This window comes from Pseudomonas sp. PDM30, from assembly GCF_019218985.1.
In the GTDB taxonomy this organism is placed as follows: Bacteria; Pseudomonadota; Gammaproteobacteria; order Pseudomonadales; family Pseudomonadaceae; genus Aquipseudomonas; species Aquipseudomonas jessenii.
Genome location: NZ_JAHUWM010000001.1, coordinates 788399 through 804508, shown reverse-complemented (window position 1 = coordinate 804508; position 16110 = coordinate 788399). Strand labels below are relative to the sequence as shown.

The 16110-nt window shown below is 59.0% G+C and carries 21 protein-coding genes; 12 read left to right on the top strand and 9 right to left on the bottom strand.

Features of this window, described 5'->3' with window-relative positions; all coding sequences use genetic code 11:
• Positions 1 to 45 precede the first annotated feature (45 nt).
• Entirely contained in the window at positions 46 to 588 is a 543-nt protein-coding gene (locus KW840_RS03765; protein WP_057713849.1) for an exonuclease domain-containing protein, read from the top strand.
• Positions 589 to 657: 69 nt separating this feature from the next.
• The gene (locus KW840_RS03760) at positions 658 to 942 is read left to right on the top strand and encodes a pyrimidine/purine nucleoside phosphorylase (protein ID WP_007940055.1); all 285 of its coding nucleotides are present in this window, start codon (positions 658 to 660) and stop codon (positions 940 to 942) included.
• Positions 943 to 1013: 71 nt separating this feature from the next.
• Here KW840_RS03760 and KW840_RS03755 read toward each other — a convergent pair whose 3' ends face one another.
• On the bottom strand, positions 1014 to 1820 hold the full coding sequence (locus KW840_RS03755; RefSeq protein ID WP_218494473.1) for an MOSC domain-containing protein: 807 nt from the start codon (positions 1818 to 1820) through the stop codon (positions 1014 to 1016).
• A 192-nt stretch (positions 1821 to 2012) separates the two neighbouring features.
• Entirely contained in the window at positions 2013 to 2948 is a 936-nt protein-coding gene (locus KW840_RS03750) for a chemotaxis protein CheV (protein WP_007973464.1), read from the bottom strand.
• 463 nt (positions 2949 to 3411) lie between these two features.
• On the opposite strand from KW840_RS03750, the gene KW840_RS03745 reads away from it, so the two are divergent.
• The 3 genes from KW840_RS03745 (at position 3412) to KW840_RS03735 (ending at position 5831) form a co-directional block, all read left to right on the top strand.
• A complete protein-coding gene (locus tag KW840_RS03745) occupies positions 3412 to 3882 on the top strand; it encodes a hypothetical protein (RefSeq protein WP_057713847.1) in 471 nt (156 codons plus the stop codon).
• Positions 3883 to 4281: 399 nt separating this feature from the next.
• Complete coding sequence (locus KW840_RS03740; RefSeq protein ID WP_057713846.1) at positions 4282 to 5175, top strand: sensor histidine kinase; 894 nt, start codon at positions 4282 to 4284, stop codon at positions 5173 to 5175.
• Positions 5172 to 5831, top strand: a complete 660-nt coding sequence (locus tag KW840_RS03735; protein ID WP_150812306.1) for a response regulator transcription factor — start codon at positions 5172 to 5174, stop codon at positions 5829 to 5831. The genes KW840_RS03740 and KW840_RS03735 overlap by 4 nt, the downstream gene beginning before the upstream one ends.
• Here KW840_RS03735 and yegS read toward each other — a convergent pair.
• Positions 5815 to 6732, bottom strand: coding sequence for a lipid kinase YegS (gene yegS, locus KW840_RS03730; RefSeq protein WP_218494472.1), 918 nt, complete (start codon positions 6730 to 6732; stop codon positions 5815 to 5817). The genes KW840_RS03735 and yegS overlap by 17 nt on opposite strands.
• Before the next feature lie 208 nt (positions 6733 to 6940).
• On the opposite strand from yegS, the gene KW840_RS28415 reads away from it, so the two are divergent.
• Complete coding sequence (locus KW840_RS28415) at positions 6941 to 7255, top strand: hypothetical protein (RefSeq protein ID WP_224795438.1); 315 nt, start codon at positions 6941 to 6943, stop codon at positions 7253 to 7255.
• 64 nt (positions 7256 to 7319) lie between these two features.
• Here KW840_RS28415 and glp read toward each other — a convergent pair whose 3' ends face one another.
• Together glp and moaB are read right to left on the bottom strand one after the other, a co-directional pair.
• Positions 7320 to 8546 carry a gephyrin-like molybdotransferase Glp gene (gene glp / locus KW840_RS03720; protein WP_218494471.1) on the bottom strand — a complete coding sequence of 409 codons (1227 nt, stop codon included), beginning with the start codon at positions 8544 to 8546 and terminating at the stop codon, positions 7320 to 7322.
• Positions 8530 to 9069 carry a molybdenum cofactor biosynthesis protein B gene (gene moaB, locus KW840_RS03715; RefSeq protein ID WP_090457038.1) on the bottom strand — a complete coding sequence of 180 codons (540 nt, stop codon included), beginning with the start codon at positions 9067 to 9069 and terminating at the stop codon, positions 8530 to 8532. The genes glp and moaB overlap by 17 nt, the downstream gene beginning before the upstream one ends.
• Before the next feature lie 81 nt (positions 9070 to 9150).
• On the opposite strand from moaB, the gene mobA reads away from it, so the two are divergent.
• Together mobA and KW840_RS03705 are read left to right on the top strand one after the other, a co-directional pair.
• Complete coding sequence (mobA, locus tag KW840_RS03710) at positions 9151 to 9753, top strand: molybdenum cofactor guanylyltransferase MobA (protein WP_057713841.1); 603 nt, start codon at positions 9151 to 9153, stop codon at positions 9751 to 9753.
• A 77-nt stretch (positions 9754 to 9830) separates the two neighbouring features.
• Positions 9831 to 10052 (top strand): YgdI/YgdR family lipoprotein, encoded by a 222-nt coding sequence (locus tag KW840_RS03705; protein WP_007994800.1) that lies wholly within the window; start codon positions 9831 to 9833, stop codon positions 10050 to 10052.
• An 84-nt stretch (positions 10053 to 10136) separates the two neighbouring features.
• Here the strand turns inward: KW840_RS03705 and KW840_RS03700 are convergent, their stop codons facing one another.
• The 4 genes from KW840_RS03700 to KW840_RS03685 all read right to left on the bottom strand — a co-directional run bounded on the left by KW840_RS03700 (position 10137) and on the right by KW840_RS03685 (position 13138).
• Positions 10137 to 11027, bottom strand: a complete 891-nt coding sequence (locus KW840_RS03700; protein WP_218494470.1) for a pseudouridine synthase — start codon at positions 11025 to 11027, stop codon at positions 10137 to 10139.
• Positions 11028 to 11097: 70 nt separating this feature from the next.
• Complete coding sequence (locus tag KW840_RS03695; protein ID WP_057713839.1) at positions 11098 to 11415, bottom strand: hypothetical protein; 318 nt, start codon at positions 11413 to 11415, stop codon at positions 11098 to 11100.
• Between the two features lie 172 nt (positions 11416 to 11587).
• The gene (locus tag KW840_RS03690; protein ID WP_057713838.1) at positions 11588 to 11824 is read right to left on the bottom strand and encodes a glutaredoxin family protein; all 237 of its coding nucleotides are present in this window, start codon (positions 11822 to 11824) and stop codon (positions 11588 to 11590) included.
• 105 nt (positions 11825 to 11929) lie between these two features.
• On the bottom strand, positions 11930 to 13138 hold the full coding sequence (locus tag KW840_RS03685; protein WP_150755995.1) for an ammonium transporter: 1209 nt from the start codon (positions 13136 to 13138) through the stop codon (positions 11930 to 11932).
• A gap of 328 nt (positions 13139 to 13466) precedes the next feature.
• Here KW840_RS03685 and KW840_RS03680 point away from each other — a divergent pair, with 328 nt between their 5' ends.
• From KW840_RS03680 to KW840_RS03665, 4 genes are all read left to right on the top strand, one after another.
• Entirely contained in the window at positions 13467 to 13781 is a 315-nt protein-coding gene (locus tag KW840_RS03680) for a YqjD family protein (protein WP_057713836.1), read from the top strand.
• 1 nt (position 13782) lies between these two features.
• On the top strand, positions 13783 to 14172 hold the full coding sequence (locus KW840_RS03675) for a phage holin family protein (protein ID WP_057713835.1): 390 nt from the start codon (positions 13783 to 13785) through the stop codon (positions 14170 to 14172).
• Positions 14169 to 14513 carry a hypothetical protein gene (locus KW840_RS03670; RefSeq protein ID WP_057713834.1) on the top strand — a complete coding sequence of 115 codons (345 nt, stop codon included), beginning with the start codon at positions 14169 to 14171 and terminating at the stop codon, positions 14511 to 14513. Before KW840_RS03675 ends, KW840_RS03670 begins: the two co-directional genes overlap by 4 nt.
• Before the next feature lie 216 nt (positions 14514 to 14729).
• The gene (locus tag KW840_RS03665; RefSeq protein WP_218494469.1) at positions 14730 to 16058 is read left to right on the top strand and encodes a deoxyguanosinetriphosphate triphosphohydrolase; all 1329 of its coding nucleotides are present in this window, start codon (positions 14730 to 14732) and stop codon (positions 16056 to 16058) included.
• Positions 16059 to 16110: the final 52 nt, after the last annotated feature.

The following is a 16110-nucleotide window of genomic DNA, read 5'->3' as shown; positions in this document are numbered from 1 at the left end:
GGCTACGCTCAAAGCTATCAGGACGCGGATACCAGGAACCCTGCAATGCCTCATTGGCTGGTCATTGATCTGGAGGCCACCACCGATGAGGGTGGATGGCCCGTAACAGATATGGAAATCATTGAAATCGGCGCCACTCTGGTGGACCGCAAGGGGCGTGAACTGGACCAGTTCCAGCGCTTCGTCCGCCCTGTTCGGCGGCCGTTGCTGACGCCGTTTTGCCGCGAGCTGACGCACATCACCCAAGCCAACATCGATGCCGCGCAACCGCTGGGCGAAGTCTGGCCGGCGTTCGAACGCTGGCTCGGCCAACACCACACGCGACTTGAGGGCTGGGCCAGTTGGGGCGATTACGATCGCAAACAACTGCTTCAGGATTGGCAGCAACTGGGACTCGCCAGCATGCTGGCCAACGTACCGCACATGAACCTCAAACAGCGTTTTGCCAAGGCCAGGCGCCTGGAACGTCCGTTGGGATTAAACGGCGCGTTGCAACTGGCCGGCTTGCAGTTCAACGGCCAACAACACCGGGCGCTGGAAGATGCGCGCAATACCGCACGCCTGCTGCCGCTGGTTCTGCCGCTTTAGACAGGTGACGACGCCAAGGGCCTTGTGCATACTGGCCGGCCCTTTTTAGCCCTTTTCGAGGAATCGCCCATGTTTAAAGTCAACGAGTACTTCGACGGCACCGTCAAGTCGATCGCCTTTGGCACCGCAGAAGGTCCAGCGACCATCGGCGTCATGGCTCCGGGCGAGTACGAATTCGGCACCAGCCAGCGTGAAATCATGCACGTGGTCAGCGGCGCATTGACCGTCAAACTGCCCGACAGCAGCGACTGGGAAACCTTCGCCGCCGGCAGCCAGTTCAACGTGCCGGCCAACAGCAAGTTCCAGCTGAAAGTCGCCGTCGACACCGCTTACCTGTGCGAATACCGCGGCTAAAACCAGCAGGCTTCACTGCAATAAAAAATGCCCGTGTTTTTCGACACGGGCATTTTTTATTCTGCGCAAAATTACTCGAGGATCTCCACCGGCATGCCGACTTCGAGTCGTCCGTTGCCGTCGTTGACCAGGTTCTGGCCGAACATTGCACCGTCTGCCTGCGAGCGATACTTCTGCAAGGTGGCCAAGGGTTCGCGATCATCGCTGCGCTCCCCGGTTTGCGGGTCAATGGTGGTCAGGATGCAGCGTGAACAGGACTTGACCACGCGGAACTCGACCTCGCCGATACGGATACGCTTCCAGCCGTCCTCGGCGAAGGCTGCACTGCCTTCGATCACCAGGTTCGGCCGGAAACGCAGCATCTCCAACGGACGCCCGACCCGTTGCGACAAGTCCTCGAGGGAGGCCTGACCAATCAGCAACAGCGGATAGCCGTCGGCGAACGCCACCTGGTCGTCATCCTTGCCGTAACCCGCCTCGGTAGTACGCGCACGCTCCAGTGGCACTTGCACCAGACGCGTCGGTTTACCGATGAACTCACTGACCCAGGCACCTGCCGCGTCGCCAGCATCCGGCACACGCAAGGTGTCGCGCCAGATGGTCACGCCACGCAGTTGTGCATCGCTACCGGGCAAGGCAATGTCGATCGGCGAATGGCCGGGCGCGCTGAGGGTCAAGCCACCTTCGGCATTCCACAGCGCCGACAACTGGCTCATCTGCGCCACCGCACGCTGGGTCAGGAAACGCCCGCTGGCCTCATCCACCAGCATCCAGCGTCGATCGCCGTCCAGCCCCAGCTTGTCGAGGCCGACTTGCTGCAAGACCTCGCCTTTGCCGGATTTCAACGGATAACGATACAGCGCGCTCAGACGCAACATGGCCAGCTCCCTGGTAGGTAAAAACGCCACCCTATACGAGCTTGGTCAGCGAATCAAAGTGCAAAAACCCTGCAGGAGCGAGCTCGCTCGCGAAAAACCCAAGGACGCCGCTGGGCTCCGGTTTACGCGTTATCGTTCAAGACCATCGCGAGCGAGCTCGCTCCTACATCCTACAGGTTGACCATGGCCTGATCAGGCCGGTACTTCGTCGAGCATCAAACGCTGGCGCACCACGTCGACGAGTTTGTCCGGCTGGAATTTGGAGAGGAAATTGTCGCAGCCGACCTTCTTCACCATCGAGTCGTTGAAGCTGCCGGACAGCGAGGTGTGCAGCACCACGTACAAGCCGCGCAGGCGCGGGTCGTTACGGATCTCGGTGGTCAGGCGATAGCCATCCATTTCCGGCATTTCCGCATCGGTGAAGACCATCAGCAGTTTTTCGGTCATGTCCACGCCGGTATCAGCCCAGGCCTTGAGCATGTTCAAGGCCTTCAACCCGTCGCTGGCAATATGCATCTTCACGCCCAGCTGTCCCAGGGTATCGCGCAATTGCGCCAGGGCCACGTTCGAGTCATCCACCAGCAGCACCTCACGGCCACGGGCGCGTTCCAGCACCGGATCTTCGAGCTTGTCGCGGGAGACTTTGGCGTTGTACGGGACGATTTCGGCCAGAACCTTTTCGACGTCGATGATTTCCACCAGTTGATCATCGACCTTGCTGATGGCCGTCAGGTAGTGCTGGCGGCCGGCGCTGCTCGGGGGCGGCAGGATGGCTTCCCAGTTCATGTTGACGATCCGGTCCACGCCACCGACCAGGAAGGCCTGAACCGAACGGTTGTATTCGGTGACGATAATCGTGCTGCCAGGCCCCGGCACCAGCGGGCGCATGCCAATGGCCTGGGAAAGGTCGATCACCGGCAGGGTCTGGCCACGCAGGTTGACCACGCCGCACACAAAAGGATGCCGCTGCGGCATCAGCGTCAACTTTGGCAGCTGCAGGACTTCCTGTACTTTAAAGACGTTGATCGCGAACAATTGCCGTCCGGCGAGCCGGAACATGAGAATTTCCAGGCGATTCTCACCCACCAGTTGCGTGCGTTGGTCTACCGTGTCGAGAATGCCGGCCATCAATGACTCCAGGTCTTGTTCGGATGAATTCACTCAAGGAAGGTTATCGGCTGTTTTTGCCGAAGCTTGACTCTCTCTAAAATGCCACGCCCAGCCATTGATGTCACATTAACATCATGCTTTACTGGCGCGGTGATTACATCTGCTGCACTTCTGCGCCCCGCGACCATTGTTCGAGCGAAAAGTTCCACTGCGTAAGGGATTCCCCTATCAATAATCAGGCGCAACCTGATATTCGCAATATCCGATAGCCATTAATGTGACGCCATTCTCATTGCATGAACGGAGTCAGGCTTTTGTGTGCGATCGCAAGTCAGTGGCCAACCACCCTCTCGTGTTCCCCAGCCTGCTTCCGGGCCAGCCGCTACTCGTTCATCCGACGACTCGGTAATGCCGGAGTTCCGACCGCCCTCGTCGACACACACGATATCCCCTCATTTGACATGACGTTGTGGAGATAAGTATGCCGAACGACCGTAAAGAGTGGGCCCAGCGTCTCACGGGGTTTCTTGTCGAGGCTGAAACACTCCTGGCTAAAACCGAGGAATGCCTGAGTCATCTGCAGTTGATCAGCAATGACAAGGACGCCATCGACTGTTTGCTCAGCACACTGCTCAAGCTGGCCAACAAGGCTGATGCCCTGGCGTTGGCGGCCGTGTCTGAATTTTCTCTGCATATTCATGGCCTGCTCAACCACGCACAGAACACCATGTGTCTGCACGACGAGGCGCTGAGTGCCCTGAAAGACTGCCTGACCCTGGTTGCCTGGCAACTCGAGCTCATCGACCAGACCACCGGACAGCTCAGTCTCGACGACAGCGAGCAGGTCACCCTGATCGAAGCCTTTGCCTTTCAGGTCGGGCAAAGCCGGTTTCAACCACCTGTCAACTCCAGGCCCTTCACCCTCGTATCCTATTCAGAGCGACAGGCCTGAACTTGCCAAACCATGCCGCATGGCGTGTTTTGGTTATCAATACCGCGCTGTAACTTGAGTGCGCACATGTCGCAAATGAATATTTCGTAGCTATAAGCGACGCATTTAAACAACCGGCATTTTTCGACGGTAACAACCCACTTGTTCCATTATGGAAGCATCGTCAAAACGACTGGATTCCTGACTTTTCGGACATACATACGGACGCGACCAACGGTATCTTAAGTGCTACTATGCCGCCTGTTAGTTGACGCCAATTAATGGCAGTGTGATCGCAGCCGAATACAGCTCGCTGCAGTTCGCAGCTGAACTCCTCGGCGCTCCACATTAAAAAAACAGGGGCCTGTCAGCCAGCATGACCGGTCAGCCCGCAGCGAACATCCATTGGCTCCATCCGCTATGCACGCCAGCCTCAAGTCAATCGCCACGTGGCCACCCTCCCGAGCAAATGCACGCCTATTCACGCTGTTGCTATGTGCCTGCTCGACCCTCGGCAGTTTGCTGGTCCATGGCTTGTCCATTCCGTTGCCCCTGTCATTGCTGGTGCTCAACGTTGCCGCGCTGACCAGTGTTGCCGTGCAGTACTGCCTCTCGCGCAAATCGATCAAATTCCAGCCTCAGGAACTGGCGGACCGGCTGTTGCAGGTCCAGGAAAACGAGCGTCACCGGCTGAGCCGCGAACTGCATGACGACATCGGTCAATTGCTGACCGCTGCCAAACTGCAAAGCGACTGGCTCAAACGCCGGATGCCCGAAGAGCTCCAGGGACAATGCGCGGTCCTCTGCGACACGCTGGAAGAAACCCTGGCCAAAGTTCGTGACGTATCCGCCATTCTCAATCCCCGGCAGTTGACCAGCCTTGGGCTGGAAGCCAGTCTGCGGGCACACCTGCTCAAGACCCTGGCCAACACCCCGGTGCACTGGAGCCTGGAATGCCAGCAGCGCCTGACCGGCATACCGGAGGAAATGGCCGTGGCAGCTTTCCGTATTACCCAGGAAGCGGTCACCAACATCCTGCGACATGCCCAGGCCAAGAACCTGCTGGTATGCCTGCAGCGCCTGCCTCAAGGCCTGAAGTTGCAGATCAGCGATGATGGTCAGGGTTTCGCGCCCGCAACAGACCCTGGTCGTGAAGGGCAGCGCGGTATGGCCGGGATGTCGGAACGGATCGATCAACTGGGCGGCACACTGACCGTTACCAGCGAGCCGGGCAAAGGCACTCAAATCGAAGCTCTTTTTCCCTGGGCGCCCCGTGCGCTCGAACGGGCCAGTTCGAATAAGGTTATGCATTGACTTGTAACTTACTACTGGTGGATGACCACTCGCTGATCAGGGCTGGCGTGCGCGCCCTGGTAATGGATCTGCCCGGCTATGCCGTCATCGGTGAGGCCAGTGACGGCTCGCAGCTGCTCGAAATGGTTGGGCGTCTGTCCCCGGATATTATCCTGCTGGATATTTCGATGCGCCAGACCGGCGGCCTCGAAGCCTTGCAGCAACTCAAGCGGGTGCGCCCGCAGAGCAAGGTCCTGATCCTCTCGATGCACACCGACCCTGCCCTGATCATGCAGGCGCTGGAGTCCGGAGCCCATGGCTACCTGCTCAAGGACACCACGGCGACCGAACTCGAGCACGCGCTGGAAGCCTTGCGCAACAACGAGCGCTATCTGAGCCCGGCCATTGCCCACACGGTGATCACTCAGGCACTGACCCGAAACCAGAAGCACCCACCCGAACCTGCCGACTCGCACAACCTGACGGCACGCCAACTGGAAATCCTGCGGTTGATCGTTCGCGGAAAATCCACCCGAGAGATCGCCAACGGCCTGGGGTTGAGCGTCAAGACCGTCGAAACCCACCGCTCGCAGATCATGAAGCGCTTGCAGATCTACGATGTGGCCGGCCTGGTGTTGTTTGCCGTGCGTGAACAAATCATCAGCCTCGATGACTAGGCACTTCACTGTCGCGTAACAACGGCGAATTCTCAGGTAGATGCACGAGTAAAGCCGCCGGGCGAACCGAGAAACGCAGGCTGTCCCCTTCCAGCGGTTCACCGTCAAGGTTGATGTACAACCCTTCCGAAACCTTGATCTCGACCCAGGGCAGGCGCGCCCGAACAAACATGCTGTCGATGCCAAAGCCTTCGGTCAGCAGGTTTTTCAAAGTACTGACCACCTCCTGCGGTGCCGGCAGGATGCTGATATCCAGCAAACCGTCATCAACCAGTGCCTGCGGGCACAATTCCCGCCCGCCTCCGGCCTGCCGACCATTGCCGATGCCCAGTGCCAGCAGATCGCCTCGCCAGTGAAAGTCCGGCCCCTGCAATTCACCGTACGCGGTATGCAGCTCATTGAAGCGTGACAAGCCGGTGAACAGATACGCCGCACCGCCGAGGATTTTCTTCAGATCCTCCGGGGTGTTCGCTGTGACATGACTGCCGAACCCACCGGTGGCCATGTTCAGGAATATCTGCCCATCAACCTCCCCCAGATCAATGGCAGTCGGCACGCTATCGAGCAGCTCCAGCGCCTGATCGGGTTCCAGGGACACACCCGCCGCACGCGCAAAATCATTGGCGGTACCTAGCGGCATCAATACCAGGCTGGCTTTTATCGAATGCTCCGCCATAGCCTCGGCAATATCGCGCAAGGTGCCATCGCCACCGCCGGCAATGATGTATCGATACCCGGCCGCCAACGCTTCGCCCACCAGCCTTTGCGCATCGCCGGCTTCCCAGGTCAATCGAACAGCCAGCTCCCGACCTCGCTCACGCTGGCTTTCGACGGCGGTGCGAACCGCCTCGTTGAGCGCTTGCTTGCCATGCAGAATCAATAGCGCCTTGCGATCGCTCATTACTCACTCCCGGTTTGAATGGCATCTGGGAGATGTTGACCGCGAAGGCTCCGGTAAAAGTCGCCAGAAATCGAATTATTTCCAGTCGGAAAGCCTTGGCCCCCACACGGCAGGACTTTTCTTACAAAACGTTAGGAATCGGCTCAATTGACCGAAAATCTGAATTGGTAGACTTTGAGGATCCAGCTGGACATCACAAGGACGTGCCATGCAACACCAAAACCTCGCATCACCGGCCATCCTGGTCTTGCCGCTCGCAGATAACAAAAATACAGGCCATCGAGCTGAATGCCGCAACAGCACAAAAGCCACGGGAGAAATTGATATGGAACCTCGCGTCACCGAGCTGGAAACACACCTCAAGTGCATACGCCGGGACATTGAAGAAGCCCGGGATGACGTCAAATCCATCAGGCACCGGCTTGTCTATTCCGCCTGCGGAACAGCCGTGATCCTCTGTCTCCTTGGCTGGATCGCCAATAGCCGTTTCGAGCAGGTCATTTCATTGCTTCTGGCCCATTGAGTGCCCTCCCACACAAGACCCGACTCAATCAACCGGGTCTTGTGTGACAAAGCCGCTGAAGCTATCAGCTCAGGACTTCGCTCAGCGGAATGAAGAAAACGCTATCGCCCTGAGCCAGCGTGCGCCCTTCCAGGACCTCTACCAGTCCATCAGCCCAGGCAGCGCTGCGCAGAACACCGGAACTCTGGTTTTTGTAGATCGTCGCCCTGCCGCTTTCCAGCCGTCCGCGCAAATACTCACGCCGATTGCCTGGCTGGAGCCAGTCAAACCCTGCCGGCACCTGCACCTTCAGCGGCTCAACGTCCATTACCCCCTGACGGCGCAAGAGATAGGGCCTGGTCAACAAGGCAAAGGTCACGAGGGTCGATGCGGGATTGCCCGGCAAGCCAATCACCGGCACACCGCGAAAATGCCCGAACGTCAGCGGTTTACCGGGCTTGATGGCGAGTTTCCAAAGCGTCAGTTCGCCCTCCTCGCGCAAGGCGATGCCCAGAAAATCGGCTTCCCCCACCGATACGCCACCGGTCGAGAGGATTAGGTCGACATCTTTCAACTCACCTAATCGGGTGCGAGTGGTTTCCAGATTGTCCGGCAGAATTCCCGCGTCGACGACCTCACACCCCAAACGCTGCAACCAGCTGCACAACAACACCCGGTTGCTGTTGTAGATCTGTCCTGGCCCCAGCGCCTGCCCCGGCTCAATCAACTCGTCGCCGGTAGACAGCACCGCCACGCGCACCTTTCGAACCACCTCCAGCTCAGCGCATCCCAGGGAAGCAGCCAATCCTTGCTCGATCGGCCCCATCTGCGTACCTGCTGGCAGAATCAGCTCACCGACAGTGGTTTCCTGGCCTTGCGGACGGATGTTCTGGCCTTGGGTCAAGGCTTGAGTGAAACGTACTCGCTCATCGGCCTGAACCTCGGCGTTCTCCTGCATCTCGACGCAATCGGCACCGGCGGGAACAGGCGCTCCGGTGAAAATGCGCGCACAGGTTCCTGGCTGCAACGGATCGGGGGCCTGGCCGGCAAACACCTTCTGACTGACCGGTAACGGCTCTCCCGTCCAGTCGACCGTGCGCAAGGCATAACCATCCATGGCACTGTTGGGCCAGGGCGGCAGATCAAGCGTCGATACCAGATCTTGCGCCAGTACACGCCCCTGTACCTGCGCCAACGGCAAGCGTTCACGCTCGACAATCCTTGACGCCTCGGCCATTTCCAGCAAGCGCGCCAACGCCTGCTCGACAGGCATCAGGCTGCCAGACTTGCCAGGCTTACCCACGGGATTCACAAGGCGCGGCCTGTTTCAAATGAGGCACGAAATTGCACGGCCGATGCCGCGCATCCAGCTGCTCGGCCAAAATGCCGTCCCAAGCGGTGCGCACAGCATTGGTCGAGCCCGGCAAGCAGCAAACCAGCGTGCCGTTGGCCAGACCGGCCAACGCCCGGGACTGAACGGTCGAGGTACCGATATCGGCAACCGAAATCTGGCGGAACAGCTCACCAAATCCATCGACCTGTTTGTCCAGCAGGCACGCAACGGCTTCCGGCGTGCTGTCACGTCCGGTAAAACCGGTGCCGCCGGTGATCAGCACCACCTGCACGACATCGTCGGCAATCCAGTTGGCGACTTGCGCGCGAATTTTGTACAGGTCATCTTTGAGCAACACCCGGGCCGCCAGGTAATGACCGGCAGCGGTCAAGCCGTCGACAAAGACCTGACCTGAGGTGTCGGTTTCCAGTGTGCGGGTATCGCTGACAGTCAGCACTGCAATATTCAGCGGTGCGAAAGGTACATCAGCCTTGGCTTTCATAGGCTCGTCCAGTTGTAGGAGAAACAGCCCGGTGTTATATCACAGCGCTCCGTTTTTTCGCCGCCCCCATGGAGGCTTGCCATGACCACGAATTCACAATTGCCACCCTGCTCCATTCTGCTCCTGGCGGGCGGCCGCGGCCAACGTATGGGGGGGCGGGATAAAGGGTTGCTGGACTGGCACGGCGAACCGCTGATTGTGCATCTGCATCGCAAGACCCGCCCGCTGACCGATGACCTGATCATCTCCTGCAATCGTAACCCTGAGAAGTACGCCCCCTACGCCGACCAGTTGGTCCACGATGATGAAGGTGACTTCCCCGGGCCGCTGGCCGGTATTCGCGCAGGCCTGAAAGCTGCTCGCCATACCCATCTGCTGGTCATGCCCTGTGACGTTCCGGGCATTGATGCGGCGCTGATCGGCAATATGCGCGAGGCCGCCAACCTGCATCCGGACAAGCCGCTGATGGTGCGGCATGATCACCACTGGGAGCCGTTGTTGTGTGTGATTCCCGTGCTACACAGGGCAGCATTCGAAAATGCCTGGAACGAGGGTGAGCGCAGCCCTGGCCGGTTGATGCGCAATCTCGGCGCGACCGCGCTGCAATGCCCCGACAACGACCCTCGGCTGGCAAATCTCAACACGCCGGAACTTTTAAGCGGTCATGACACTGTGTCAGACTGATATCGATCAGGAACTTGCGCGGACGCTGCACGTCTCAAGTTCAGCAACCACAGAATTCTTATTCGGAGACACAACTCATGACTCAACGGACCCTCGCCACTTTCATGCTCGCACTGGGCCTTGCCACCCTCGCCGGTTGTGCATCGCCTACAGTGATCACCTTGAATGACGGTCGCGAAATCCAGGCCGTCGACACGCCGCAATTCGACAAGGATTCCGGTTTCTACGAATTCGAACAGCTCGACGGCAAGCAGACCCGCATCAACAAAGATCAGGTTCGTACCGTCAAGGAGCTGTAATCCCGACGCCGCCGGATACACAAAAGCCCGCTTGATGCGGGCTTTTTCATGCCTGGAGAACAGCGCTTCAGGATCGCGTCCCGATCACCATTGCAGGGTGATTTCACTCTCGAACTCACGCGCCTGGCCCGTGACCGGATCGATAAACTTCAGCCCCTGAGCCAGCAACTTCAAAGGATTGGCGTAGTCATCCTGCGCATCCTTGAGCACCTCGGGGTAAAACGGGTCGTTGCAGATAGCGGCTCCCAACGCCGCCATATGTACCCGTAGCTGATGTTTCTTGCCCGTCACCGGGTAAAGACCATAACGCCAGAGCTCCCCCAGTTTCTCCCTGACTTCGACCGCCGTCTCGGTATTGCTGGCACCCGGGCCTTCCTGCATGCGGAAGAACGGTTCGCCATCGACCAGTCGGCTTTTATGCACCAACGGAAAAGCCAGGCCGGGCAGCGCCTTTGCGATGGCCTCGTAGCGCTTTTCGATCTGCCGGGTTGGAAACAACGCCTGATAAGCCGAACGGGTCTGCGGATTGGCGGAAAACAGCACCAGCCCCGCGGTGTGCCGGTCGATGCGATGCAATGGCACCAGGTGCGGATTGTCCAGGCGACGGATCAAGCGCCGGAGCAGCGTTTGTTCGACGTATTCGCCAGCCGGGGTCACCGGCAGGAAATGCGGCTTGTCGGCGACCACCAGATGCTCATCCGCGTACAGAATCGACTCGATCACCGGGATCGGTTTTTCATCCGGCACTTCGCGAAAATAATGAATCCGCAAACCTTCCCTGTAGGCCAGGTCGAGGGCAATCGGCATGCCCTGCCCATCGAGGACCCGGCCACGGGCAATTCTGTCCAGCCATTGTTCACGACCGATGGCGCTGAAATGCTCACACAGGCAATCGACAACGGTCTGCCACGGGCCAGGTGGCAAGTAGAGCGTACTGGCCTGACTGTGTGCCGCGGAAAAAGAAGAAGTGGACATACGAAAGCTCTAACCTCAGTGCAGAGCGGCATTATCCAACAGCAAGGGGTACGAACCTAGAGAAGATTCCTCAAGCAGGGATCCGCGTGCGCGCCGCCGCTTCGGTGTACTCCTTGAGCCAGCGCAGTACATCGACCGCCTCCCAGCGGGCGGGATCATACAGGGCGTACAACAATCCCTGATAACCCACGACATCGAGTTGCCGGTGATAACCCGCGCGTTGAAACAAGGCTTCGATTTCTGCGAAACAGGTATTGAAATGCGTTTTGTTGAAGGGCGTTTTCCCCTCGGTCACCAGACCATCCAGGCGCAACTCAAGGACAGCCTCGCGCACGACGTCCGCGGACATCCGGTTCACGCTATTCTTCAACTGTTCGACATTGACCACGATTCATCCCTCTCACGCCCGGGCTTGCCTGCTCACTCCCGAAAATCAGGAACGGCAAGACAGGCACTTCGAATAACTGTATACGCATACAGTATCCGATCAACACCGAATAAGCCAAGGGGATCAATCGTAAAGTTCGACAGGCGGGACACGCCACCAACGCAAAAACCGCTCAACCCAAGAACGCCACCACCTGATCGGCACTGAAAGGCCAGCCCAGTTCAGCACCGGTATCGACTCGCCGCAACACCGGAATTCGCAGGCTGTAGGCTGCGAACCATGTTTCATCGTCAGCGATATCCACCAGCTCCACCAGCAGGCCGCGCTCGACGAATTCCATCAACATGGCTTCGGCTACTTCACAAAGATGGCATCCAAGGGTGCCGAACAGCTGACATTCGGGAAGCATGAGCGCTCAACCAGAAAATGAAGTGATCATTCTAGGCCTGCCCCGAAAAACCGTCGAGCCATTGCGGCCCCTGCCATGATGCCGCCGACCATGAAAAGACCTGAGTCAGTCCTGGCTCACGGCGCCGATCTTGTGGATCGACAGGTCCGCGCCGTAATACTCCTCTTCCTGACTCAGGCGCAATCCATGCAGCGCCTTGATCACGCCATACACTGCAAACCCGCCGGCCAGTGCCACTGTGATGCCCAGCGCAGTGCCGATCAACTGGCTGATCAGGCTGACCCCGCCCAACCCGCCCAAAGCGGTCTGGCCGAAGATGCCGCAGGCAATGCCGCCCCACACGCCGCACAAACCATGCAACGGCCACACACCCAACACATCGTCGATGTGCCATTTGCCTTGGGCCGCGGTAAAGCACCAGACAAACAGCGCCCCCGCAACGGCACCGGTGACCAGCGCCCCCACAGGATGCATCAGGTCGGAACCGGCACAGATTGCCACGAGCCCCGCCAACGGGCCGTTGTGCAGAAAGCCAGGGTCATTGCGCCCGACAATCAGCGCCGCCACCGTACCGCCAACCATGGCCATCAACGAATTCACCGCCACCAGTCCGCTGACACCTTGCAGGGTTTGCGCGCTCATGACGTTGAAGCCGAACCAGCCAACAATCAGGATCCACGAGCCCAGTGCCAGAAACGGGATGCTCGATGGCGCGAACGCGACCAGCCGACCGTCGCGATAGCGGCCATTACGCGGTCCGAGCAACAACACCGCCGCCAGTGCCAGCCAACCGCCCATGGCATGCACCACCACCGATCCTGCGAAGTCATGGAAACCGGCACCAAAGCGCTCCAGCAACCAGGCTTGCAGACCCAGGTTGCCGTTCCAGACAATGCCTTCGAAGAACGGATAGATGAACGCGACGATCAACGCGGTTGCACACAACTGGGGAACAAACCGGGCGCGCTCGGCGATGCCTCCGGAAATGATCGCCGGGATCGCCGCGGCAAAGGTCAGCAGGAAGAAAAACTTCACCAGGCCATAACCATGGTCGGCATTGAGCACCGCCGCTGGTTGCATGAACGTCACGCCATAGGAAATCCAATAGCCTATAAAGAAGTAGGCCAGTGTCGAAACGGCGAAGTCGCTGAGGATTTTCGACAACGCATTGACCTGGTTTTTCTGTCGCACGGTTCCGACTTCGAGAAAGGCGAAACCGGCGTGCATGGCCAGAACCATGACCGCACCGATCAGAATGAACAGCGTGTTGGAGCTATGGACCAGGGTGTCCACAGCGCTTTGCAGGTTTTCCATGGGATGGGCAGACCTTATGGCAGAAAAAAGCACCAAAGCAGTTCGCGATGACTGGCCATGCACCAAGTTGCAGCTTCAAGACATCAGCGCACTGATCTCGTTGAACCACTTTGGCGCACGGACGCCGTCCAGGAAAAACGCGCCCCGGACGTTTACGCGAGTTTTTGATTGTTGGTCCTACGGTTTTACTGAAATCATGCCCGGCAATAGCGCAATGGTGCGGACCGGCGCACCACGACTCAGCAAAAGTTGTACCAGTCATTTGTACTGAACCTTCGCCGAAGGCTCATACTCGAACGCATCAGAAAGCCACTTAAGGAGATCCACCATGGCCCGCCCCCAGGCAAAGACTGCTCAAGAAATCCTGATGAACGACTTTCAGACACTGGTCAGTGACACCGAACGCTTGCTGGAGCACACCGCGACCCTGGCCGGCGATCAGGCCGACGAGTTGCGCGAGCAGATCCATGAAAGTCTCTTGCGTGCCCGTGAAACCCTGAAGCTGACCGAAGACTCCCTGCGCGAACGCGGCAAGGCTGCTGTCACCGCCACGGAAGACTATGTCCAGGCCAACCCTTGGCAATCCGTCGGGATCGCGGCCGGCGTGGGTTTCCTGATCGGCCTGCTGGCCAGCCGGCGCTGATATGTCGATCGGCGAATCCGGCCCGTCCGTGACGGGAACCAGCTCCTCATCGCGGCGCCTGGGTGCTGCCTTCCTTGGGTTGCTGCACAGCCATGTCGAGCTGTTCGGCATCGAACTGCAGGAACAAAAAGCCCGCACCGTCAGCCTCTTGCTGTTTGCGGGCCTGGCGCTGGTGTTTGCGTTGCTGCTGTTGGTGGGGCTGTCGACGCTGGTGCTTATCGTGTTCTGGGACACGTATCGCCTGACCGCCATCATCGGGCTCTGTGTGTTCTACTCCCTCGCCGCCATATTCTGTGGAATGCGCTTGAGAGCGGCGATTTTCGATGAGTCCTCGCCCTTCCATGGCACCCTGGAAGAGCTGGCCAACGATCGGGAGCGCCTGCTGCCATGAACCTGCCTGAATTGCCACAAAACAGCTCACGCACGGAAATGCGCAAGGCCCTGATCCGCCTGCGCATGGAAATGCACCGCCAGGAAATCCGCCACGAATCCTCGCAACTGCTGCAGCCCTTGCAACGGGTGCGCGGGATGACGCAAAACCTGCAGGACGGCTTCGGCATCAAGCACGCTCCACTCTGGGGCGTGGCCGCCGTCACCTTGCTGGGCTTTCTGACCGGCAAGGGTGCGAAAAACGGGGGTGGCCTCAGCAGTCTGACCCGGCTGATCCGCCTCGGCACCACACTGGGGCCGCTAATCAAACTGATCATGCAAGGCTCTTCGCGCAAAGACTGATCAGTTTCTTTCTGGCTGCATGCTTGTAAAGTCGACGGGATGCGCTCCTCTATCGAGGGGTGCAATCCTGTGCGCCTACCCGGTCAACAGGCACCCTCCAGAAAATGATCTTGCAAGGAGGCCTCGATATCAACGCCGCCGGGTTGTAGTTCCGCTTGCAGGTCATGGCGCGAAACGGGAAGCTAGGCCATCAGACACCTGACGGAGTGACCCGCCTTGGATTGGCATACCCTGCTTACCCGCGAACGCCTCGGAAAACCTTTGCACAGCCCGGAAGAACTCGGCCGCAGCCCTTTTCACAAAGACCACGACCGCATCATTTTCTCGGGAGCTTTCCGCCGTCTCGGGCGCAAGACCCAGGTCCATCCGGTGTCCAGCAACGATCACATTCATACGCGCCTGACCCACTCGCTGGAAGTCAGTTGTGTGGGTCGCTCACTGGGCATGCGCGTCGGCGAAACCATCCGCAGGACCCTGCCCGAATGGTGCGAACCCAGCGATCTGGGGATGGTGGTGCAATCGGCCTGCCTGGCACACGACATCGGCAACCCGCCGTTCGGCCATTCCGGTGAAGACGCGATCCGCCATTGGTTCCAGCAAGCCGCCGGCCGTGGCTGGCTGGATGCAATGAGTGAAGCCGAGCGCAATGACTTCCTGAATTTCGAAGGCAATGCCCAAGGCTTTCGGGTACTCACCCAACTTGAGTATCACCAGTTCGACGGCGGCACCCGCCTGACCTATGCAACGCTGGGCACGTACCTGAAGTATCCATGGACAGCCAGGCACGCCGACTCGCTGGGCTACAAGAAACACAAGTTCGGCTGTTATCAGAGCGAGCTGCCACTGCTGGAGCAGATCGCCCAAAAACTCGGCCTGCCACAACTGGAGGAGCAACGCTGGGCGCGGCACCCGCTGGTGTACCTGATGGAGGCCGCCGACGACATCTGCTATGCGCTGATCGACCTGGAAGACGGCCTGGAAATGGAGTTGCTGGAATACGCCGAAGTCGAATCCCTGCTGTTGGGCCTGGTGGGCGATGACTTACCGGAGACCTATCGCCAGCTCGGTCCCGACGATTCGCGCCGACGCAAACTGGCTATCCTGCGCGGTAAAGCCATCGAGCACTTGACCAATGCTGCGGCCCGCGCCTTCGTCGAGCAACAGGATGCGCTGCTGGCCGGTACACTGCCCGGCGATCTGGTGGAACACATGCACGGTCCCGCCAAGCGTTGCGTGCTCAATGCCAAGGACATGGCCCGCAAGAAAATCTTCCAGGACAAGCGCAAGACCCTGCATGAGATCGGCGCCTACACCACGCTGGAAATCCTGCTCAACGCCTTTTGCGGTGCCGCGCTGGAGCAGCACAATGGGCGTACGCCGTCGTTCAAGAGCCGCCGCATCCTTGACCTGCTGAGCAACAATGCACCCGATCCTCACGGCCCGTTGCACACTTCGTTTTTGCGCATGATTGATTTCATCGCCGGCATGACCGACAGCTATGCCAGTGACATGGCCTTGGAAATGACCGGCCGCGCCAGGCACTGAGGTGTATCGATTGATCAGCCATTACGGCATTCGTTATGGCTGATACCCCCTT

Coding starts and splice junctions, on each gene's coding strand:
- KW840_RS03690 (WP_057713838.1), bottom strand. CDS start 11,824: ATGCTTCCCGAATGTCAGCTGTTCGGCACCCTTGGATGCCATCTTTGT.
- KW840_RS03740 (WP_057713846.1), top strand. CDS start 4,282: ATGCACGCCAGCCTCAAGTCAATCGCCACGTGGCCACCCTCCCGAGCA.
- KW840_RS03755 (WP_218494473.1), bottom strand. CDS start 1,820: ATGTTGCGTCTGAGCGCGCTGTATCGTTATCCGTTGAAATCCGGCAAA.
- KW840_RS03700 (WP_218494470.1), bottom strand. CDS start 11,027: ATGTCCACTTCTTCTTTTTCCGCGGCACACAGTCAGGCCAGTACGCTC.
- KW840_RS03675 (WP_057713835.1), top strand. CDS start 13,783: ATGTCGATCGGCGAATCCGGCCCGTCCGTGACGGGAACCAGCTCCTCA.
- KW840_RS03745 (WP_057713847.1), top strand. CDS start 3,412: ATGCCGAACGACCGTAAAGAGTGGGCCCAGCGTCTCACGGGGTTTCTT.
- KW840_RS03760 (WP_007940055.1), top strand. CDS start 658: ATGTTTAAAGTCAACGAGTACTTCGACGGCACCGTCAAGTCGATCGCC.
- KW840_RS03750 (WP_007973464.1), bottom strand. CDS start 2,948: ATGGCCGGCATTCTCGACACGGTAGACCAACGCACGCAACTGGTGGGT.
- yegS (WP_218494472.1), bottom strand. CDS start 6,732: ATGAGCGATCGCAAGGCGCTATTGATTCTGCATGGCAAGCAAGCGCTC.
- KW840_RS03680 (WP_057713836.1), top strand. CDS start 13,467: ATGGCCCGCCCCCAGGCAAAGACTGCTCAAGAAATCCTGATGAACGAC.
- KW840_RS03670 (WP_057713834.1), top strand. CDS start 14,169: ATGAACCTGCCTGAATTGCCACAAAACAGCTCACGCACGGAAATGCGC.
- moaB (WP_090457038.1), bottom strand. CDS start 9,069: ATGAAAGCCAAGGCTGATGTACCTTTCGCACCGCTGAATATTGCAGTG.
- KW840_RS03685 (WP_150755995.1), bottom strand. CDS start 13,138: ATGGAAAACCTGCAAAGCGCTGTGGACACCCTGGTCCATAGCTCCAAC.
- KW840_RS28415 (WP_224795438.1), top strand. CDS start 6,941: ATGCAACACCAAAACCTCGCATCACCGGCCATCCTGGTCTTGCCGCTC.
- KW840_RS03765 (WP_057713849.1), top strand. CDS start 46: ATGCCTCATTGGCTGGTCATTGATCTGGAGGCCACCACCGATGAGGGT.
- KW840_RS03705 (WP_007994800.1), top strand. CDS start 9,831: ATGACTCAACGGACCCTCGCCACTTTCATGCTCGCACTGGGCCTTGCC.
- mobA (WP_057713841.1), top strand. CDS start 9,151: ATGACCACGAATTCACAATTGCCACCCTGCTCCATTCTGCTCCTGGCG.